A 19,552-nucleotide genomic window follows, 5' to 3' on the forward strand; every position below is an offset into this window, starting at 1 on the left:
TACGCACCTCAGCTCCGGTTTCTCTCGCCTCATGCCCGCTATTACTACAGACCTGCCCGCCCTCGCCCAATCCATCAAGGACTGGGGCCGCGAGCTTGGCTTTCAGCAAGTCGGCATCAGCGGCCTCGACCTGGCCGAGCATGAGCAGCACCTGGAGCGCTGGCTGGCGGCCGGCTACCACGGCGAAATGGATTACATGGGCGCCCACGGCAGCAAACGCTCGCATCCCGAAGAGCTTGTCCCCGGTACGTTGCGCGTAGTTTCCCTGCGCATGGACTACCTGCCCGGCGATACCCAAATGGCGCAATTGCTGGCCCAACCGGAAAAAGCCTACGTATCGCGTTATGCCTTGGGCCGCGATTACCACAAATTGATCCGTAAACGTGTGCAACAACTGGCAGAAAAAATTCAGGCGGTCATCGGGCCGTTCGGCTACCGCGCCTTCGTCGACAGCGCGCCGGTGCTGGAAAAGGCCATTGCAGAAAAGGCCGGCTTGGGTTGGATCGGCAAAAACACCCTGGTGTTGAATCGCAAGGCCGGCAGTTACTTCTTCCTCAGCGAACTCTTTGTCGATCTGCCGCTGCCAGTCGATTCACCGCACAGCACCGAACATTGCGGACGCTGCACTGCGTGCCTGGACATTTGCCCGACCAACGCCTTCGTCGGCCCCTATGTGCTGGACGCCCGGCGCTGCATTTCTTACCTGACCATCGAACTGAAAAGCGCGATCCCCGAAGATTTGCGCCCGTTGATCGGCAACCGGGTGTTCGGTTGCGATGACTGCCAGATCGTCTGCCCGTGGAACCGCTTCGCCCGCCCGTCCGGCGAAAGCGACTTCAAGCCACGGCATAACCTGGACAACGCCGAACTGGCTGAACTGTTCATGTGGGATGAGGACAGGTTCCTCAGCAGCACCGAAGGCTCACCATTGCGCCGTGCCGGTTACGAGCGTTGGTTGCGTAACCTCGCCGTGGGGCTAGGGAACGCACCCTCGAGCATTCCGGTGCTGGAAGCGTTGAAAGCGCGGCGCGACTATCCGTCGGAGCTGGTGCGGGAACACGTCGAGTGGGCGCTGAAACAACACGCCGAGCGTCAGGCTTCGTCGTTATAAACGAATTTCGGCATTTCCCAGTGGAAACGAATCGCCAGCAACCGCAACAGGAAACCGCCAAACAACGTGATCAAAATCGCCTGTTCGCCGGGTAATTGCAGGTAGATGCACAGCATGTAGCACCACGCCGCAGCGAACGAGACGCTGGCGTAGAGTTCGCGGCGGAAGATCAGCGGGATGTCGTTGCAGAAGATGTCGCGCAGGATGCCGCCGAACACCCCGGTGATCACGCCGCTGACCGAGGCCACCAGCATGCCGTGACCCATTTCCAGGGCGGTCATGCAGCCGATCAGGGTGAATGCCACCAGCCCCACGGCGTCGAGCACCAGAAACAGTGAGCGCAAGTGACGCATCCAGCGCGCAGCGAAAACCGTGAACATGGCTGCAATCGATGTCAGCACCAGGTATTCCGGGTGTTTAACCCACGTCAGCGGGTAGTGACCGAGCAGCACGTCGCGCACCGAACCGCCGCCCAACGCCGTAATGCAGGCGATCAGCACCACACCAAACCAGTCCATGCCGCGACGACCAGCGGACAGGGCACCGGTCATGGCTTCGGCGGTGATGGCGATCAGGTAGAGCATCAGCAACATGGTGGCGGTCCTTGCAGAAAGGCGCGCAGTCTAGCCATTTAGTCCCGGCACCAAAAGAGGGCAAGAGAACGCATTACACGCAACCTGTGGCGAGGGAGCTTGCTCCCGCTGGAGCGCGAAGCGCTCCCCGGCATTCTTCCAGTCACACCGCATTTGCAGGTTTTACGACTGCTTCGCAGCCGAGCGGGAGCAAGCTCCCTCGCCACAAAGGCCCGACACCCTTCAGAACTTGATGAAATGCTTGCGGTAGTGCTGCAACTCGGCGATGGATTCGCGGATGTCGTCCAGGGCCAGGTGGGTGCTGCCTTTCTTGAAGCTGTCGCGCACGTCCGGTGCCCAGCGTGCGGCCAGCTCTTTCAGGGTCGACACGTCGAGGTTGCGGTAGTGGAAGTAGCTTTCCAGGGATTTCATGTGGGTATAAAGGAAGCGACGGTCCTGGCAGATGCTGTTGCCACAGATCGGCGACTTGCCCTTTGGCACCCATTTCTCCAGAAAGGCAATGGTCTCGGCCTCGGCTTCGGCCATGCTGATGCGGCTGTCGCGCACCCGTTGGGTCAGGCCCGAGCCGCCGTGTTGACGGGTGTTCCACTCGTCCATGCCGGCGAGGATCTCGTCGCTGTGGTGAATGGCGATCACCGGCCCTTCGGCCAAGGTGTTCAGGTCACTGTCGGTGACAATGGTCGCCATTTCGATGATGACGTCGGTATCAGGGTTCAGACCGGTCATTTCCAGGTCGATCCAGATCAGATTCTGCGGGTTTTGCATGTGTCGGCTCCTAGGCAATGCTGCGCAGTTTAGCCTAGGGCGGCGCCCGGGCGTGCTAAACTCGCGGCCGTTTTACCTAATCGCTGCATTCTTGATACGGAACACCCATGGCCAAACGCCAACTCAATCGTCGTCAAAACTGGCGCATCGAAAAGATCCAAGGTGAACGCGCTGCCCGCGCCGCCAAACGCGAGTCCTCGGCTGTCGAGGCACTTGAGGGCGGCGACCTGGGTCCGGAACAGACGGGCCTGGTGATCGCGCACTTCGGTGTGCAGGTCGAAGTCGAAGCCCTTGAGGGCGAACTGGCCGGCGAAGTGTTCCGCTGCCATTTGCGCGCCAACCTGCCGGCGCTGGTGACCGGTGATCAGGTGGTCTGGCGTGCCGGCAACCAAGGCATCGGGGTAATCGTGGCGCAGCTGCCGCGTAAAACCGAACTTTGCCGTCCGGACAGCCGTGGCCAGCTCAAGCCCGTTGCGGCCAACGTCGATATGATCGTCATCGTCTTCGCCCCGCTGCCCGAGCCGCACGCGAACCTGATCGACCGTTACCTGGTCGCTGCTGAGCACGCCGGGATTCGTCCGCTGCTGCTGCTCAACAAGTTCGACCTGATCGACGAGCAGAACGCCCCGGCGCTGAATGCCTTGCTGGCGGTTTACCGCACGCTGGGTTACCCGGTGCTGGAGGTCTCGGCGCACCACGGCAACGGCATGGAACAGCTGCAAAAACAGCTGGACGGACGCATCAGCGTATTCGTCGGCCAGTCCGGCGTCGGCAAGTCCTCGCTGGTCAACAGCCTGCTGCCGGAAGTCGAAGCCCGTGTCGGCCCGCTGTCCGAGCTGTCCGGCCAGGGCACCCACACCACCACGACCGCGCGGTTGTTCCACTTTCCCGGTGGCGGTGAGTTGATCGACTCCCCGGGTATCCGCGAATTCGGTCTGGGCCACGTCAGCCGTGCCGACGTCGAAGCCGGTTTCATCGAGTTCAACGACTTGATCGGCACCTGCCGCTTCCGCGACTGCAAGCACGACCGCGAGCCGGGTTGCGCCCTGCTCAAAGCTCTCGAAGAAGGCCGCGTGCAGCAGCAGCGGATGAACAGCTATCGCTCGATCATCGCCAGCCTGCCCGAAACCAGCTACTAAACAGACAGTCCAGCCGCTCCGATGCACACGGGGCGGCGGATTGTTCGTTGCGCCCTGAAAATCCCCCGCCTTTTAAACGTCAGACAGCTCTGTAGGGCATTTGCGCGCCTGCTTGAAGGACCCGTCTCTTTAACCGCGCAGCCCTTGTTGCGGCCATCCAAGTGCATACATTCAAGCCCTCTTCGCATTCCGGCGATACCGAGGGACATCCATGCAAACCTATCATTTGTTCATCAGCCACTCGTGGAGTTATCCCCACGCCCACGACAACCTCGTGCGCCTGCTCAACGCCAAACCCGGCTTCACGTTCAAAAATTTTTCAGTGCCGACGGACAACCCGATCATCGGCGCCCAGACCGATAAACAACTGGAAGAAGCCATCGAGAACAAGATCAGGCCTTGCTCGGCGGTGCTGATCATGGCGGGTATGTATTCCACCTACAGCAAGTGGATCAACAAGGAAATCGAGATCGCCCGGCGCATGGGCAAGGTGATCATTGCGGTCAAACCCTTTGGTGCAGAGCGGATTTCTGCCGTAGTACGCCAGGCCGCACATGCTGAGTGTGCCTGGAACACCAACAGCATCATCAGTGCCATTCGCACTCACGCGGCGGGATGAGCCATGCGCAAGGGATTGTTCATCGGGATCAACCATTACGCCCACGTCTCCCCATTGAGCGGATGCAACAACGACGCGATGGCCATGGCCTCAGTGCTGGAGCGTCACGCCAACGGGCGACCGAATTTCAGCAGCAAGGTGCTGACCTCAGCCGAAGATGACCTTTCGCTGACGGCCATGAAGCAGCACATCCAAAGTCTGTTTTCCGGCGATTGTGATGTGGCGCTGCTGTATTTCGCCGGCCACGGCCAGTTCGATACCAGCATCGACGAAGGACTGCTGATTCCTCAGGACTTTGCACCGGGTGGCGATGGCATTCGTATCAGCGACATATTGAGTTGGGCGGACAACGCCCCTCACATCAAGAACAAAATCATCATCCTCGACTGCTGCCAGGCCGGCGCAGCCGCCGCGATGCGCGGGTTACGCGGCGGCAGTAGCGTCATCGGCGAAGGCATGACCATCCTCACCGCCTGCAAAAAAGACCAGGTTGCGCTCGAAGGACGCGGTCACGGCGTGTTTACCGATCTGCTGCTGCAAGCACTGCACGGCGGGGCCGCCAACGTACTGGGCAAGGTCACTCCCGGCAGCGTGTATTCGTTCGTCGACAATGCGCTGGGGGCGTGGGAACAACGGCCGGTGTTCAAGACCAACGTCTCGCAATTTGTCCCCTTGCGCGAGGTCACGCCACTGATCGCCGAAGAGACCCTGCGCAAACTCAAGGATTGGTTCCCGGAGCCCAGCCATGTCTTTGCGCTCGACCCCAGCTACGAACCCACCGAAACATCGTTTGACCCGGACCACGGCGAAGTCTTCGCCCAGCTGCAAAAGTGCAATCGCCACAGCCTGATCGAACCGGTGGACGCCGAGCACATGTACTACGCCGCCATCCATTCCACCGGCTGCCGCCTCACGGCCCTCGGCGCCTATTACCGCGAACTCGCGATCAAGGGACATTTCTGATGCCTGTATTTATTAGTTACCGCCACACCGACCGCGTCCAGGCGATGGCCATCAATGCGCGCCTGAAACTGGCGAATATCAAGACCTATCTCGATGTGCTGGACACAGAATCCCAGCAGACCGACGACATTACCGCCGTCATCACCCGCAACATTACCGAATGCACGCACTTGCTGGCGGTGGTCTCGCAGGAGACCGCCATGTCCTGGTGGGTGCCGTTCGAAATCGGTGAGGCGACCATCAGTGATCGCAGGATCTGCTCTTACAAGATCGGGGCCAGCGCGCTGCCGCTATACCTCGATAAATGGCCGAAGCTGAGTGGTGATACCGATCTCGACTTTTTTATCGATGCGTACCGCAAAGAGGCCATGCTGGAGCGCTCGACAGGAATAGAGTCCTTCAGTGAATCCGCTCGAGGTACCTACAAGAGTAATGCCGACCTGTTCCACGACCAGCTCAAAAACCGCATTCGTCGCGGTTACTGACAGGCACAAAAAAGCCGCTATTATCCCGCGGCTTTTTTTTGCTTCAGTGGAACTTCGCCTCGTCCTACCAAATCACCCCAGCAAAGATTTGGCTCAATCGAGTAGACGAATTGACACTTCAGATCGGAGTCATCCTCGTTTAACGATTGTGTTCCAAAAATGGAGAACTCAACTCACAGGAATGAATGCCTCAATCGAAAAACTTTTCATCATCCGAAATATGTTCCAGCACGACCACCCGTACAACAAATAAGACAAAACAACAAAGGCGCAAGCCGCCACTCTAAGTCGATCAGCGATTTTATCTTCCAAGCACTTATCCGGCTAGCCTAGTCCGTCGTGGTAAAAACTCTGGGAAAGATAAGTCGTGCCAGCTGCAATCCCTACGAGCAGCACCCCACCCCCAAGAAGAAACACCGTCAATCCAAGAAGCTCCAGCCCTTCTGGCTTTAAGCTTTTCCAAGCAGAACTGGCGAAAGCGAGCAGTGCCGCTGCTCCACCACCGCCGATCAAAAGACTTGTTTTTAAAGCAATCTGCCCACTGACAATCACAGAGCGAAACATCTCTTGTTCTGACTGATGAGCGTATTCATTGGCTTGCCTTTGAAAATCGATGTTTGCCTGCATCAACGGCGCTTGGCTTTCAATGTGCTGCTTTAGGGCTTCAAGGTAGGTTTCTAAGCTCTCGATAGTGACTTCTTGATGTCCACGATCTTTGGCCGATTGGACTTGAGCCGTAACAGCGTCAACCACTTGCGTAGAATTCATTCCGTATCTCCAATCATAAAATCGTGCATTCTGCCATCGTCGCTAAGCCAGAGGATTACTCTGCGCTACGAATAATAAAAGTCATACTCAAAAGGCATGCTCCACAAAAAAAGCCGCGATCATCTCGCGGCTTTCTGGTTTCAGGGGGCTGCTTTTTCCAGCCTCCAGCCCAACGCATCCAAGGCGTCACACCCATCCTGCAACAACATATGCGCAGCATTGGCGAAATGCTCTAGGTCGTGACCTTCGGCGTCTTTGACGCACAGGCACGTGACACTGTTGAGCAGGTTACGGGCGGCTTTGATTCGGTGAGTAGCGGTTTCCAAAAGGTCGGAAACTTTGGCTTCGGTGTCGATGAACAGCGTCGGACCGACGCTGAAATTGCCTTGGAGCGGGTGATATTTGGACATGACTTGAATCTCATCTGATAGGTGAAACTCCCACCCTTTCGCGGCTAAACGAATTGGGGTGGTAGCTGTGCGCGGGTTAGCCGACCGGACAGATGAACCCGGCACACCCTGAGGTGTCCCACGCACAGCCACCATAGACATAGATGCCAGGCAGCAAAAACGCCGCGATTATACGGGCGCTTGTGCATCATCTGATACGACCGGCTAAAGTCGATCACCGATTTGTCGGCGACAGCGAAACTATAGGCAGACGCCCGCAAGTCTGAGAACCCCGCCACAAAATTTCAGACCGTTCCTACAACTTCTAATCTCACCAGCAAACCGGTTCCGACAGGGAAACACCCCCTGACAATCAGGTCGGCTATCAGGCCGCCTCGCGGCGCTGTTGCGGTGCACGCCCCCTCGAGAGGCCGAGTGGAGGTTCTGCGTAGTGGGCAACCCGGCATGGATGCCGGGTTAGCCGCCCCCGGCCATGGATGGCCGATGGCGGCGGCCCACGGAGCAGGACCGGAGCGAGGGCATGCCGAGCCTTAGCGAGGCACCGAACGAAAGGGGCAAGAGCCTTTTGGTTACTTTGGGGCTCTTCCAAAGTGACTCGCTGTAAGAGCGAAACCATTGGCGGCCGTTACCGCAGAAATGGATATGTACACCGCCCTCCCCCCGTCGCCTGACTCAAAGCCTTCGCGAGCGGGCTCGCTCCCACAGGGGCCATGTCCACGCTAAAAATGCAGTGACGTCCAACCCCGTGAAAGACGCACAAAAAAGCCGACATCTCTGTCGGCTTGATTGTTGTGGATCACTGCTTCGGCGGTTCCGCCGGTTTCGGTGCCGGGTCTTCGAAGATATTCAATCGCTCACGAAGCTCATGGGCCGGCAGCGGTAGTTTATCCGCCGGCAATGCGTTCGGATCGATCGGCGTGGCCGGCACTTCGCCCGGACCTCCCTGCCCCTGCGTTGGCGCAGGTGCCGGTTCAGCGCCTTGCGAACCTTCGATGGCGCGTTGGGCCTTTTTGGTCAGCACCACGATGTCGATCCGGCGATTGACCGGGTTGAACGGGTTCTCGCGATCGAACAGCGCCGACGAGGCATAACCGACCACCCGCGCCACTTGCTGATCCGGATAGCTGCCGGCGACCAGGGCACGGCGGGCGGCGTTGGCACGGTTGGCTGAGAGTTCCCAGTTACCAAAATCACCGGTGCCCGAGTACGGCTTGGCATCGGTATGGCCGCTGATGCTGATCTTGTTCGGCACCGCTTTGATGGTGTCGGCCATGGCCAGCAGGATGTCTTCGAAATACGGTTTCAGACGCGCTGAGCCTGAGTCGAACATAGGCCGGTTTTCCGCGTCCATGATCTGGATGCGCAAGCCGTCCTGTGTGATTTCGAACAGGATCTGGTCCTTGAATTTTTGCAGCTGCGGGTTTTCATCAACCTTGTTCTGCAATTCTTGCAGCAACAGTTCCAGGCGTTCCTTCTCCACCTGTTCGGCCATGCCTTCGACCTGGTCGGTGTCGACGGTGACTCGGTCCGGCTGCGGCTGAGACTTCACCTCAGGGTTGAGGGTGTTCTCCGGCGCCAGGGTCGGGGAGCCGCCCAGATCGATGATGTATGGCGTGCCGCTTTCGGAAAAACCGACCGGGTCCTTGAAGTAACCGGCGATGGCAATCTTCTGTTCCGGCGTGGCGGTGGACAGCAACCACAGCACCAGGAAGAACGCCATCATCGCCGTCGCGAAGTCAGCGAAGGCGATTTTCCAGGAGCCCCCGTGATGTCCGGCCGCGTATTTTTTTACGCGTTTGATGATTATCGGCTGGTTGTTTTCCATGACTTAGCGACCGCGAACCGCTTGTTCCAGCTCAGCGAAGCTAGGACGGTGCGCCGGGTACAAAACCTTGCGGCCGAATTCCACTGCCAGCGATGGCGGCATGCCGGAAGCCGAAGCAACCAGCGAAGCCTTGATGGCTTCGTAGACGTTCAGCTCTTCCTTGGCTTCGTGGGCCAGGGCATGGGCCAGCGGGCCGAAGAAGCCGTAGGCGGCGAGAATACCGAAGAAAGTACCTACCAGTGCCGCACCCACGTGTAAGCCGATCATTTTCTGATCGCTTTCACCCAGGGAGGCCATGGTCACCACGATACCCAATACGGCCGCGACAATACCGAAGCCAGGCATGGCGTCGGCGATGCCGTTCACGGCGTGGGACGGGTGATCGAGGTCTTCCTTGAGGCTGGTCAGTTCCATGTCGAACAGACCTTCGAGCTCATGGGGCGCCATGTTGCCGGAGGACATGATGCGCAGGTAATCGCAGATGTAAGCGGTCATGCGGTCATCTTTCAGAACCGCAGGGTACTTGGCGAAGATCGGGCTCGCGGCGGCGTCTTCGATGTCGCCTTCGATCGCCATCATGCCTTCGCGGCGGCTCTTGTTGAGGATCTCGTAGATCAGACCCAGCACTTCCAGATAGAACGTGTGGTTGAAGCGCGAACTGAACATTCCCAGCGCTTTCTTGAGAACGAGTTTGAACATGTGACCTGGGTTGGCCTGCAGGAATGCACCGAGGGCCGCACCACCGATAATCATCACCTCGAAAGGTTGAATCAGGGCGGCAATCTTGCCGTGGGAAAGCACGTATCCGCCGAGCACGCTCGCGAATACGACGATGATGCCGATTATTTTAGCCATAGGTAGGAGAGCACTTACTGAGTCGGGTTCAAGGTCATATTCGGAAGTTAAAAAATCTCTTCTTCTACTTATCGGCAAAACTGCGCCAGACTATAGCCAGTTCAAGCGAAAAGCTAATTTAGCCCTCTCTGGGCATAGGTAATGCAGACGATGATCACGTCCAACCATGGCTAACGAAACGAACACCCCTATCCCAAAACCAACCACTCTTGAAGGCTGGGTCAAGCTTCTCGATGGCGTGCGTCTGCCGGTTCCGCAAGACAGTCACGACCGTGTCTGCAAGGCCCTCGCCGACAACCGCAGCTCGATTCGCGACATCGCCGAATTGTTGCAGGACAGCCCGGCCCTGGCCTTGAGCGTGATTCGTGAAGCCAATCGTCATACCCACGGCAGCATGACCGACCCGGCGGAAAACCTTGAGGTGGCGATCAATCGTCTCGGGTTGAAACGCACCGAGGAATTGCTCGCCCGGTTGCCTGCCGAACCGCAATCACAGATCCCGGTGGCGTTGCGTCAGCTGCAGATGATCAGCCAGCACGCGACCCAACAGGCCAACGGTTTTTTTGCCGCTCGCCTGGCGCGGCTCTGGCAGGACATTCACTGGGGCAGCCTGCTATTTCTCTCGCCGCTCTGGCCGATGGCGCTGACTCATCCGCAGTTGCTCGAAGAATGGGAACTGCGGGTCATTCATAAAGGCGAGTCAGCGCGCAAAGTCGAAAAGGACCTGTTCGGCGTTCGCCTGCTGGACATCTGCCAGGCGCTGGTGGACATCTGGCGCCTGCCAATCTGGGTGCAGCAAGGTTATCGCCTGCTGCTCAACGAGCAGCGCGAACTGGTCAAAGTCCTGCGTATTGCCCGGGACAGCGAGCATCCCTTGCGCCAGCAAAATCGCCTCGATGACGATCCGACCTTGCGTCGCTGGCTCAACCAACCGGCCAATACCGTGTTGCTGGCCAATGGGCTGGCACTGTCGGCGCAACAGGCCTGGGACAGCCCGCACAGCGAGCGCTGGCAATACCTGACCAGCCTTTACCTGCAAATGCCGATGAGCGACGTGCAGCAGCAACTGCATCAACAAGCCGTGAACAGCGCGCACCAGCACGCCATGCCGGACATCTGGCACCCTGCCGTAGCGTTGATCTGGCCCTCGGGCGTGAACCGCATTCACGCCGGGTTGCTGCCGGCACCAGCGCCGACCACCGAAAACCTGACGGCATGGCGTAAACAATGTGCTGAACTGCTGGTCGAGCCGAGCCGCTTCACCAATGCAATGCACTTGACCACGTCGGTCCGGGACGCACTGGTCGCATGCGGTATGCGTCGAGTGATGATTTTGATGGCTGACCGCACCCACGCCAATTTGCGTGCGCATCAAACGGCCGGGCTGGCGAAGGAAGCGGCGGGGCTAAACCTGGTCGTGAGTCAGAGCACTGTGCTGCAACGGTTGCTCTCGCAACAGGCCCAGGTGCGATTGACCCCGGCCAACAACGCCCAGTTCTCGGCGCTGCTACCCGCCAGCCTGCGTGCGCAGTTTCGCGGCGAACACCTGCTGCTGCGCTCGCTGGTCAACAATGGTCGGGTGATCATGGTCGTTGTGGCGGATCAGGGCGGCGGGCCATTCTCGGAAATCACCGTGCAAGCCTTCGGCAAAACCGCGCAGTGCATTGAAAAGGCACTCCATAGCTTTAGCCAGCGCGGTCAATGAATGCTGCGCTACAATCCTCCCTTTTGTGCTCTGGAGACCTCACATGTCTGACTTCTCTGGCTTGGCGCTGGTCATCGAGCCGAGCGACTTGCTCCCTCGCCTTGAGTCCCGCGAACTGATTCTGGTGGACCTGACCAGCAGTGCCCGCTATACCGAAGGGCATATTCCCGGTGCACGCTTTGTCGATCCCAAACGCACACAACTCGGCCAGGCGCCTGCGCCTGGGCTGATGCCGCCGCAAGCGGCACTCGAAACGTTGTTCGGTGAGTTGGGACATAACGCCAATGCCACCTACGTGGTCTATGACGACGAAGGCGGCGGCTGGGCCGGGCGCTTTATCTGGCTGCTCGATGTCATCGGCCATCGCAACTACCACTATCTCGACGGCGGCCTGACAGCCTGGCTGGCAGAAGGCATGCCCATGTCGATCCAGATCCCGGCCCTCGCTGGCGGCCCGATTGCGTTGACCCTGCACGACGAGCCGACCGCCACCCGCGAATACCTGCAAAGCCGTCTCGGTGCCGCCGACCTGGCGATCTGGGACGCGCGTGGCCCACTGGAATACTCCGGCGAGAAAGTCCTGGCAGCCAAGGCCGGGCACATTCCCGGCGCGGTGAATTTCGAATGGACGGCCGGCATGGATCAAGCGCGCAACCTGCGCATCCGCACGGACATGCCGCAGATCCTGGAACAACTCGGTATCACCAAAGACAAAGAAGTCATTACCCACTGCCAGACTCACCATCGCTCTGGCTTCACTTATCTGGTGGCCAAATCCCTCGGTTATCCGCGGGTCAAAGGCTACGCCGGCTCCTGGGGCGAATGGGGCAACCACCCCGATACGCCCGTAGAGATTTAAGGTTTTTAAGGACAGTCCATGAATAAGCGTTTGTTTATCCTCAGCCAATACCTGCTGCCTCACCACTTGCTCTCGCGACTGGCCGGCTGCATTGCCGAATGCCGCGTGCGTTGGTTCAAGAATGCCTTTACCGCCTGGTTCGCCAAGCGCTATCAGGTGGACATGTCCCAGGCGCTGGTCGAAGACCTGACGGCTTACGAGCACTTCAACGCGTTCTTCACCCGCGCCTTGAAAGACGGCGCTCGCCCGCTCGATGAAACCCCGGGCGCCATTCTCAGCCCGGCCGACGGTGCGGTCAGCCAACTCGGCCCGATCGAACATGGCCGCGTGTTCCAGGCCAAGGGCCACAGCTTCAGCGTGCTGGAATTGCTGGGCGGTGATGCCGCCAATGCTGCGCCGTTCATGGGCGGCGACTTTGCGACGATTTACCTGTCACCGAAAGACTACCACCGCGTGCACATGCCGCTGGCCGGTACCCTGCGCGAGATGGTCTACATCCCGGGCCGGATTTTCTCGGTCAACCAGACCACCGCCGAAAACGTGCCGGAACTGTTTGCCCGCAACGAACGTGTGGCGTGCATTTTCGACACCGAGCGCGGGCCGATGGCCGTGGTGCTGGTGGGCGCGATGATCGTGGCGTCGATTGAAACCGTGTGGGCCGGGCTGGTGACGCCGCCGAAACGCGAGCTGAAAACCTTCCGTTACGACGAAGCCGCCCGCGCGCCAATCCATCTGGAAAAAGGTGCGGAACTGGGTCGCTTCAAGCTGGGTTCGACCGCTGTGGTGCTGTTCGGACCGGATCAGGTGAAGTGGGCTGAAGGGCTCGGCGCCCTGTCGCCAGTACAAATGGGCCAGGCACTGGGCCTGCCAACAGCCTGATTGGCTAATCCGCCCCGTCGAACGTCTTCGAAGGGGCGGACATTTCGGTAGCGCCGTTACTCTATCTGCCCACGAAAGCCGATCGGCCCTTCGTTGGCGTAGGTATTGGTGCCACTGAGGTTTTTCCCTCCATCACTGGAGGTGACGCTCAACGCCACAACGTTCTGATTATCACGGCCGCCGATGACCCACTTGCCACCCGGATGCCATGGAGCGTCGTTGCCGCCCCACTGATTTTCCACGTTGTACTGGTTCTGGCCCGTGCGCTGAGCCTTGAAGCCAATGGGACCTTCACCCGCGTAAGTCATGGTGCCGGTGAAGCTCTTCCCGCCATCGCCCGATTTGATCTCGATCGCGACCACGTTCTGGTTGTCCCTCGCACCCAACGTCCAGTCTCCGCCCGGATGCCAGGGTGCCGAACTACCGCCCCATTGATTTGCCACTACGTATCTAGACATGAACCTCATCTCCTTGAAGTTACAAGAGACCTGCCCTGTGTAGGCAGCAGGCCGCACGACCGTGCGTATCCAGTCGCACGTGTGTCAGATTAGTAGTACGCCCGGGCAGCACTCGACTGACAGACAAACGGTCGACATCCGTAACTGCTACAGTCAGATCATTCACTGCCCATTTCCCGGTTGGAGTTTTTCTACGGCATGAATGAAACCAGCCCTCACCAGCTGCTACGCGCCCCGATCCCGGCTCAATTGCGCCTGACATTCTGTGAACCGACGCCACGCGACCTCAAGCGCTGGATCGCCAACCTGCCCAAAGCAAACATCGGTGAAACCGCTCGCCTGCTCTATCAAGGCTTGAGCGAACTCAACCAGCTGCTCACCCCCAGCGACAATCGCCTGCAACTGCTCGAACTGTTGCGACCCGAGGTGTATTACGTCTGCAAACATCTGGAACGGCATTTCCTGCACCAGGCGATAGTGCTCGACGAGCGTTCGCGCAAGATCGCCAACCTCTGCCAGGCCCTGCAAAATCATTTGGCGATTGGTTACAAACAGATCGTCGTGCGCATCACCCCGCGCTTCAGCAAGGACCGAGCATCGCTGCTGACCCAAGCGTTGCAGCGGGCGATCCATTGCCTGAACGGGCCGCTGATTCGCTCGACTCAACTGTATTGCCCGGTACCGGAAGGCCTGTGGCTGGAGCTGCATCAGCTGTATCGGATCGCCTGCGCACTCAAACTCCAGCACCTGAGCCTGCGCGATGAGTTGGCCAGCCAGACCAAAACCCTGAGCGTCGAACAGACTTATGTAACCGCCCTGCTGCTGGGCGCCTCCCGCTGCAATCAACTGCGCCAGAACCAGATCGCCCGGCTCGCCGAGGTCTTGGAGCCCTGGAGCCAATGGATAAAGTTGCAACCCGGCCAACCCGCAGACGGATTGTTTGCCGTCGCGGCGGACCTCGACACCGGGCCGCGCTATCGTTCGAAATTCAGGGCCGAGCAGCAGGCCGGTTTGCTGGGGATTGATCCGCAGCCGCTGGTCGCCGCCATCGAAGCGCATCTGCAAGGCAATGACGGCACACCGCCGCTGCCGGTACCGACCGGGCTCAGCCTGGATACCCTGCAACACCTGCACGCTGCCTGGGGCCAGGCGGCCGAGCGCAGTTTTCAGCGCACGGTTGGCCAAGGCACCTTGACCTTGTGTGTGGGCATGAGCGCATTGCACTTCTACCTGGGCGGGCAACGTTCGTTCAGCGATATTCTGAAAAACCCCGGTACTCGACTCGCGCAGTTCTCGGCAACGTCCCCGACGAACCAGGGAAAGGACCAATGGCACCACGCGTTCGACGCCGCCCCCCACGGCAGCGCCGATACCTTGCTGCCCTACGAAGAAATTGAATACCCGCACCTCCAGAGCGACGACGGCCAGGAGGCGGCCGATAACAATCGGCACTTTCCGACTTACGCCCTGCCGGTCATCAACCACAGCCCCGGCGGTTATTGCCTGGCGTGGCCCGACGCAGTGCCCGCCGAGTTGCAGGCTGGCGAAATGATCGGCATCCAGGACTCTGCCAATCAGGGCTGGAGTATTGCGGTGGTGCGCTGGATTCGTCAGGTGCGCGGCGGCGGGACGCAAATGGGGATCGAGCAGGTCGCGCCTTACGCCGAGCCTTGCGGGTTGCAACTGGTGCGAACGCGGGACGACCACAGTCAATATCTGCGCGGCCTGTTGCTGCCGGAAATCAGCGCCATCGACCTGCCCGCCACGTTGCTCGCTCCGCGCCTGCCCTTTCAGGAAGGCAGCAAAGTGCTGATCAACACCAACGGCCAGGAACGCCGCGCCGGGCTGGATCGGCGAGTAGCGAGCACCAACAGCTTCAATCAGTTTGCCTACCGTTCGCTGGAGGCGAGCAGAAACGACAACGCCGCGGAGAGCGGCGTCGAGGAGGATTTCGATTCGTTGTGGAAGTCGCTCTGAGGATGAATCCAATACCTGTGGCGAGGGATCTTGCCCCCGTATGGACTGCGTAGCAGTCCTTTTTTGGGGCCACTTCGCAGCCCAGCGGGACGGTGCGGCGATCCGACAAGCTCCCTCGCCACAAGCGCCTTTCAGCTCTGGGGAGACTCAGAGCTGCCCGTCACGGTCCCGAAAGCCCAGCAGATACAGCACGCCATCCAATCCAAGGGTGGAAATCGCCTGCTTTGCCGACTGCTTCACCAGCGGCTTGGCGCGGAACGCCACGCCCAGGCCGGCAATTGCCAGCATCGGCAAATCGTTGGCACCGTCGCCGACCGCAATGGTCTGCTCCAGGCGCAAACCTTCCTTGTGCGCCAGCTCCTTCAGCAGATCCGCCTTGCGCTGCGCATCGACAATCGGCTCGACCGCCACACCGGTGACCTTGCCGTCGACCACTTCCAGCTCGTTGGCAAACACATAGTCGATGCCCAACTTGGCCTGCAATTGCTTGGCGAAGTAGGTAAAACCGCCCGACAGAATCGCAGTCTTGTAGCCCAGGCGCTTTAGCTCGGCAAACAGCGTTTCGGCGCCTTCAGTCAGGCGCAACGAAGCACCGATCGAATCCAGCACGCTGACGTCCAGCCCCTTGAGCAAGGCCAGGCGTTCCTTGAAGCTCGCGCGAAAATCCAGTTCACCGGCCATCGCTCGCTCGGTGATTTCCGACACCTGATCGCCCACGCCCGCTGCCTTGGCCAGTTCGTCGATAACTTCGGCTTCGATCAGCGTCGAGTCCATGTCAAATACCGCCAGGCGGCGGTTACGGCGAAACAGCGAATCTTCCTGAAAGGCGATGTCAACGTTCAGTTCCTGGGCGACGCTGAGGAATTCAGCCCGCAGCGCCTGCGGGTCAGCCGCTTCGCCGCGCACGGAAAACTCGATGCAGCCCTTGCCCTTGTCGGCCGGGGTGTCCAGCGGCATGCGCCCGGACAAGCGATCGATGTGGTCGATGTTCAGGCCATATTTGGCGGTGATCGAGCTCACGGCCTGCAACTGTCCGGCGGTTACTTTGCGGGTCAACAGCGTCACGATGTGGCGCTTTTTGCCCTGATTGCCGACCCACTGCTGGTAATCCCCTTCGGACACCGGGGTGAATCGCACCTGCTGATCGAGCTCGTACCCCTTGAACAGGATGTCCTTGAGCACCGACTTGCCTTGCTCGGTATCAGGAATTTCAACCAGGATGCCGAACGACAGGGTGTCGTGGATCACCGCCTGACCAATGTCGAGAATGTTCACACCACCCTGGGCCAGAACGCCGGTAATGGCCGCAGTCAGACCCGGTCGGTCGACTCCCGTGATGTTTATCAGGACGATTTCGCGCAAGGCGCACCCCCGCAAGTGGAAAAAAACCGCATTCTACCCACTTTCAGTGACCATCGGGCACCGTGAGCGCTTTGCCGGTCTAGGGCCTGTCGCTATACTGCGCGTCAACTTCACGGACAAAAGAGCCGAGCTCAAGTGAACCGGCCCACGCCAGTAAAAACCGATAACTTCTTTCTGCTGATCTTCCGTGCACTGCGCCACCGCCGTGTACCGATTGCATTGCGCATCGCCAGCCATAACGTGATCCTGGTCGCTCTGGCCCTGGTGATCTACGCCTGCGTGATGGGTTTGCAGTTCAAGCAGGCCATGCACGAGCAGGCCGATGCGCTGGGTGAAAGCCTGACCACGCAGACTGCCACGTCCGCCACGGAGCTGTTGGTGTCCAACGACATCCTCAGCCTCAACGTGCTGCTCAACAACCTGACCAAAAACAAGCTGGTGGCCCACGCCGCCATTTACAGCGTGGATAACCGCATCCTCGCCGAAGCCGGTCAGCGCCCCAAGCACAGCCTGCTGGGCGAAGCCGAGGGCATGTACCAGAGCAAAATCACGTTCCAGGACGTCACCGCCGGGCAACTGCGCATCAGCCTGGACATGGATCAGTTCCAGCAGCCCATGACCATCAGCCTGCAAAGCATGGGCATTTTGAGTGCGATTCTGCTGGCCCTGTCCCTGGCCTTGAGCCTGCGCCTGGGCCGGCACATCTCCACGCCGCTGCTGCAACTGCGCGTGTGGCTGCGCAATATCGACGAATACACCCCGGCCACCGAGCGCCAGGACGAGATCGGCGACCTGGCCCGTCAGCTGCACGCCAACTTCGCGCCGGAGCCGGCCGAACCGGAACCCGTGCCGGAGCCGGAATACGACGACAGCGACTATGAAGACGCCGACGATAACGAGCCGTCCTTCGAAGTGCGCAACCTGCGGGATCCGAGTTTCGATGAAAGCAAACCTGTGGCTGGCCTCAAGCCAGCGCCACGGCGCAGTGTCAGCACCGTTGAAGACGACGATGACGACGATGCGTTTGCTGACTTGCGTGATGAATCGGCCGACGTTGCGCCTAAACCGCTCGCCAAACCGGTGATTTCGAACGTGCCGCAGCACAGCGCCGTACTGGCCGTGCAACTGGGCGCTCAAGATCAACTGCGTCGTCTGCCTCGCACCCGCCTGGAAGAACTGCTGAAACGCTATCGCGACTGCCTCGATCAGGCAGCTTCGCTCTATCAGAGCGAACTGCACACCCTGAACGATGGCAGCACGCTGATGCTGTTCCACACCGAAGACAGCGGCGACGATTACCTGACCAACGCAATCTGCTGCGGTGAATTGCTGCGAGCCTTGGGTCATCAGTTGCAGATTGAAGTTGCAGACAGCGGCATCACCCTGCAATTGCAGCTGGGCCTGACGCTGGGTGATGAGCTATTCGGTCTGAGCCAGATCGACCTGCTGCTGACCGAAGCCGCTCAGGATGCCCTGGCCTTGTCGCAACACAGCCGCAACCTGCTGCTGGTGGAGCGCAAGATCGGTGACGACGCGCTGATACGCCAGCGTGCGCGGATCCGCCCGATTGCCAGCCCTGAGGGTGCGTGCTGTGTGGAGCGGTTGATGGAGCCTTATCCGTCGATGCTGGAGCGACAACTGGCGCGGATGCATGAGCGTCGGGCGTAAGCCTTAAACCCCAGAAGTGAAGAAGCCCGCAGACGAGTGATCGTCTGCGGGCTTTTTTGTTGCCTGTGTCCCGGCCTCTTCGCGAGCAGGCTCGCTCCCACAGGTTTTGTGTCGTACACCTATCGCGCGAACGACGCAGGGCCTGTGGGAGCGAGCCTACTCGCGAAGAGGCCAGGACAAGCGACAGATATCTGCACCCTGCAGAAACAACAAAGCCCACATCACTGCGGGCTTTGTTCTTGGATCAATCCAGGCTTAGAACCTGAACACTTCCATATCGGTCCGGATCGGCGAGGCCATCGGGATCTTCGGCTGTTTCTCTTGCTCTGCCGCGGGAGCCACAGGCTTCGGAGCAGGCTTTTTGGGTGCTTCAGCGATCGGCGGTTGATTAGCCAGTGGCTTGAGCGCCACGGACAATTGCTCGGCAAGACGCTGCAGCAACACCCCCTGAGCCTGAACCTGAGCCGCCGTGCCGCCTGCGTGCTGCTCCTGCAGGTGAATGATGCGGTTATCGCGAACCTGGCCACGACGGTCGATCAGGCGCCATTGCGCATCCAGGATCGCCGGTTGCGATTCGCCCGAGTCCAGACGAGTAATCGTCAGCAGCACCTGGACATCCGGCGTGAAGCCGAGGGTCGCAGGCGCCAGCACAACCCGCTGACTGTCCAGATGGCCCGCCACCTGACGCAGCAACAGCTGATCAACGTCCGACGACAGGCTTCCAGCCCAACGACCGTCGGTCGACGCCTGAAGGCTGCCATCCGGCTGTCGCTGCAACAAGGTTTCGCGTTGCAGGTAATCCGCAAGCGTTACCGGGCCGAGCAATACCGCCATGCCGGCGCTTTGCGCAGGCTGAACCGGACTTCCGCTGTCCAGCTGATACAGCGACACCGGCTGGTGAACGCTGCAACCCGCCAGGCCAAGAACGCCAGCGAGCATCAAAATAAAAGGAAGGCGCAGAGCAGTCATCGTCCCATCCAGGTGGTTGCCACAAGGCTAACCACAGTGAAAATACTCAATAAATATGAAGAACGCTCGGCCACGCCGGCGCTTGAAAGGCCATATCATCCGTGAATATGCGTTCCGACTCCAGCGGCAAAGCGTCGATCTA

Annotated in this window: 19 protein-coding genes; 10 read left to right on the plus strand and 9 right to left on the minus strand. The window is 59.6% G+C overall.

What is annotated here, in order from left to right; genetic code table 11:
* Positions 1-31 precede the first annotated feature (31 nt).
* Positions 32-1,111, plus strand: coding sequence for a tRNA epoxyqueuosine(34) reductase QueG (gene queG, locus AB4N91_RS24190; RefSeq protein WP_154912010.1), 1,080 nt, complete (start codon positions 32-34; stop codon positions 1,109-1,111).
* Here queG and AB4N91_RS24195 read toward each other — a convergent pair.
* Together AB4N91_RS24195 and orn are read right to left on the minus strand one after the other, a co-directional pair.
* On the minus strand, positions 1,093-1,704 hold the full coding sequence (locus tag AB4N91_RS24195; protein ID WP_007945604.1) for a trimeric intracellular cation channel family protein: 612 nt from the start codon (positions 1,702-1,704) through the stop codon (positions 1,093-1,095). The two genes, queG and AB4N91_RS24195, sit on opposite strands and share 19 nt — an antisense overlap.
* A gap of 222 nt (positions 1,705-1,926) precedes the next feature.
* On the minus strand, positions 1,927-2,469 hold the full coding sequence (gene orn / locus AB4N91_RS24200) for an oligoribonuclease (RefSeq protein WP_007995036.1): 543 nt from the start codon (positions 2,467-2,469) through the stop codon (positions 1,927-1,929).
* A 107-nt stretch (positions 2,470-2,576) separates the two neighbouring features.
* Between orn and rsgA the strand changes: the two genes are divergently transcribed.
* The 4 genes from rsgA to AB4N91_RS24220 all read left to right on the plus strand — a co-directional run bounded on the left by rsgA (position 2,577) and on the right by AB4N91_RS24220 (position 5,675).
* The gene (gene rsgA / locus AB4N91_RS24205) at positions 2,577-3,608 is read left to right on the plus strand and encodes a small ribosomal subunit biogenesis GTPase RsgA (RefSeq protein ID WP_010464204.1); all 1,032 of its coding nucleotides are present in this window, start codon (positions 2,577-2,579) and stop codon (positions 3,606-3,608) included.
* Positions 3,609-3,819: 211 nt separating this feature from the next.
* Positions 3,820-4,227 carry a TIR domain-containing protein gene (locus tag AB4N91_RS24210; RefSeq protein ID WP_010464205.1) on the plus strand — a complete coding sequence of 136 codons (408 nt, stop codon included), beginning with the start codon at positions 3,820-3,822 and terminating at the stop codon, positions 4,225-4,227.
* A gap of 3 nt (positions 4,228-4,230) precedes the next feature.
* Positions 4,231-5,190, plus strand: coding sequence for a caspase family protein (locus AB4N91_RS24215; RefSeq protein ID WP_010464207.1), 960 nt, complete (start codon positions 4,231-4,233; stop codon positions 5,188-5,190).
* Positions 5,190-5,675 carry a toll/interleukin-1 receptor domain-containing protein gene (locus tag AB4N91_RS24220; RefSeq protein ID WP_010464209.1) on the plus strand — a complete coding sequence of 162 codons (486 nt, stop codon included), beginning with the start codon at positions 5,190-5,192 and terminating at the stop codon, positions 5,673-5,675. Before AB4N91_RS24215 ends, AB4N91_RS24220 begins: the two co-directional genes overlap by 1 nt.
* A gap of 324 nt (positions 5,676-5,999) precedes the next feature.
* Here AB4N91_RS24220 and AB4N91_RS24225 read toward each other — a convergent pair whose 3' ends face one another.
* The 4 genes from AB4N91_RS24225 to motA form a co-directional block, all read right to left on the minus strand.
* A complete protein-coding gene (locus AB4N91_RS24225; protein WP_460111832.1) occupies positions 6,000-6,443 on the minus strand; it encodes a hypothetical protein in 444 nt (147 codons plus the stop codon).
* 140 nt (positions 6,444-6,583) lie between these two features.
* Positions 6,584-6,853 carry a hypothetical protein gene (locus AB4N91_RS24230; RefSeq protein ID WP_083375178.1) on the minus strand — a complete coding sequence of 90 codons (270 nt, stop codon included), beginning with the start codon at positions 6,851-6,853 and terminating at the stop codon, positions 6,584-6,586.
* A gap of 796 nt (positions 6,854-7,649) precedes the next feature.
* A complete protein-coding gene (gene motB / locus AB4N91_RS24235; protein ID WP_154912008.1) occupies positions 7,650-8,678 on the minus strand; it encodes a flagellar motor protein MotB in 1,029 nt (342 codons plus the stop codon).
* 3 nt (positions 8,679-8,681) lie between these two features.
* Positions 8,682-9,533: a flagellar motor stator protein MotA gene (gene motA, locus AB4N91_RS24240; protein WP_010464213.1), complete on the minus strand. Its 852-nt coding sequence runs from the start codon at positions 9,531-9,533 to the stop codon at positions 8,682-8,684.
* Positions 9,534-9,699: 166 nt separating this feature from the next.
* On the opposite strand from motA, the gene AB4N91_RS24245 reads away from it, so the two are divergent.
* From AB4N91_RS24245 to asd, 3 genes are read left to right on the plus strand one after another with little or no spacing between them, the layout of a single operon-like run.
* Positions 9,700-11,238 carry an HDOD domain-containing protein gene (locus tag AB4N91_RS24245; protein WP_460111833.1) on the plus strand — a complete coding sequence of 513 codons (1,539 nt, stop codon included), beginning with the start codon at positions 9,700-9,702 and terminating at the stop codon, positions 11,236-11,238.
* Between the two features lie 43 nt (positions 11,239-11,281).
* The gene (locus tag AB4N91_RS24250; protein WP_145310211.1) at positions 11,282-12,097 is read left to right on the plus strand and encodes a rhodanese-like domain-containing protein; all 816 of its coding nucleotides are present in this window, start codon (positions 11,282-11,284) and stop codon (positions 12,095-12,097) included.
* An 18-nt stretch (positions 12,098-12,115) separates the two neighbouring features.
* Complete coding sequence (gene asd / locus AB4N91_RS24255) at positions 12,116-12,976, plus strand: archaetidylserine decarboxylase (RefSeq protein WP_083375180.1); 861 nt, start codon at positions 12,116-12,118, stop codon at positions 12,974-12,976.
* A gap of 56 nt (positions 12,977-13,032) precedes the next feature.
* On the opposite strand, the gene AB4N91_RS24260 is transcribed toward asd, so the two are convergent.
* Complete coding sequence (locus AB4N91_RS24260) at positions 13,033-13,434, minus strand: lectin OAA family protein (RefSeq protein WP_042932429.1); 402 nt, start codon at positions 13,432-13,434, stop codon at positions 13,033-13,035.
* A gap of 198 nt (positions 13,435-13,632) precedes the next feature.
* Here AB4N91_RS24260 and AB4N91_RS24265 point away from each other — a divergent pair, with 198 nt between their 5' ends.
* A complete protein-coding gene (locus tag AB4N91_RS24265) occupies positions 13,633-15,411 on the plus strand; it encodes a molecular chaperone (protein WP_460111834.1) in 1,779 nt (592 codons plus the stop codon).
* Positions 15,412-15,558: 147 nt separating this feature from the next.
* Here the strand turns inward: AB4N91_RS24265 and serB are convergent, their stop codons facing one another.
* Positions 15,559-16,773 (minus strand): phosphoserine phosphatase SerB, encoded by a 1,215-nt coding sequence (serB, locus tag AB4N91_RS24270; protein WP_010464223.1) that lies wholly within the window; start codon positions 16,771-16,773, stop codon positions 15,559-15,561.
* A 135-nt stretch (positions 16,774-16,908) separates the two neighbouring features.
* Here serB and AB4N91_RS24275 point away from each other — a divergent pair, with 135 nt between their 5' ends.
* Complete coding sequence (locus tag AB4N91_RS24275) at positions 16,909-18,441, plus strand: AhpA/YtjB family protein (protein ID WP_010464226.1); 1,533 nt, start codon at positions 16,909-16,911, stop codon at positions 18,439-18,441.
* A 255-nt stretch (positions 18,442-18,696) separates the two neighbouring features.
* Here AB4N91_RS24275 and AB4N91_RS24280 read toward each other — a convergent pair whose 3' ends face one another.
* A complete protein-coding gene (locus AB4N91_RS24280) occupies positions 18,697-19,410 on the minus strand; it encodes a PqiC family protein (RefSeq protein WP_010464228.1) in 714 nt (237 codons plus the stop codon).
* Positions 19,411-19,552: the final 142 nt, after the last annotated feature.

The organism is Pseudomonas sp. H3_D04, assembly GCF_054669175.1.

Bases quoted from the DNA above. Each gene is read 5' to 3' on its own strand.
- queG (WP_154912010.1), top strand. From the start codon at position 32: ATGCCCGCTATTACTACAGACCTGCCCGCCCTCGCCCAATCCATCAAG.
- AB4N91_RS24195 (WP_007945604.1), bottom strand. From the start codon at position 1,704: ATGTTGCTGATGCTCTACCTGATCGCCATCACCGCCGAAGCCATGACC.
- orn (WP_007995036.1), bottom strand. From the start codon at position 2,469: ATGCAAAACCCGCAGAATCTGATCTGGATCGACCTGGAAATGACCGGT.
- rsgA (WP_010464204.1), top strand. From the start codon at position 2,577: ATGGCCAAACGCCAACTCAATCGTCGTCAAAACTGGCGCATCGAAAAG.
- AB4N91_RS24210 (WP_010464205.1), top strand. From the start codon at position 3,820: ATGCAAACCTATCATTTGTTCATCAGCCACTCGTGGAGTTATCCCCAC.
- AB4N91_RS24215 (WP_010464207.1), top strand. From the start codon at position 4,231: ATGCGCAAGGGATTGTTCATCGGGATCAACCATTACGCCCACGTCTCC.
- AB4N91_RS24220 (WP_010464209.1), top strand. From the start codon at position 5,190: ATGCCTGTATTTATTAGTTACCGCCACACCGACCGCGTCCAGGCGATG.
- AB4N91_RS24225 (WP_460111832.1), bottom strand. From the start codon at position 6,443: ATGAATTCTACGCAAGTGGTTGACGCTGTTACGGCTCAAGTCCAATCG.
- AB4N91_RS24230 (WP_083375178.1), bottom strand. From the start codon at position 6,853: ATGTCCAAATATCACCCGCTCCAAGGCAATTTCAGCGTCGGTCCGACG.
- motB (WP_154912008.1), bottom strand. From the start codon at position 8,678: ATGGAAAACAACCAGCCGATAATCATCAAACGCGTAAAAAAATACGCG.
- motA (WP_010464213.1), bottom strand. From the start codon at position 9,533: ATGGCTAAAATAATCGGCATCATCGTCGTATTCGCGAGCGTGCTCGGC.
- AB4N91_RS24245 (WP_460111833.1), top strand. From the start codon at position 9,700: ATGGCTAACGAAACGAACACCCCTATCCCAAAACCAACCACTCTTGAA.
- AB4N91_RS24250 (WP_145310211.1), top strand. From the start codon at position 11,282: ATGTCTGACTTCTCTGGCTTGGCGCTGGTCATCGAGCCGAGCGACTTG.
- asd (WP_083375180.1), top strand. From the start codon at position 12,116: ATGAATAAGCGTTTGTTTATCCTCAGCCAATACCTGCTGCCTCACCAC.
- AB4N91_RS24260 (WP_042932429.1), bottom strand. From the start codon at position 13,434: ATGTCTAGATACGTAGTGGCAAATCAATGGGGCGGTAGTTCGGCACCC.
- AB4N91_RS24265 (WP_460111834.1), top strand. From the start codon at position 13,633: ATGAATGAAACCAGCCCTCACCAGCTGCTACGCGCCCCGATCCCGGCT.
- AB4N91_RS24280 (WP_010464228.1), bottom strand. From the start codon at position 19,410: ATGACTGCTCTGCGCCTTCCTTTTATTTTGATGCTCGCTGGCGTTCTT.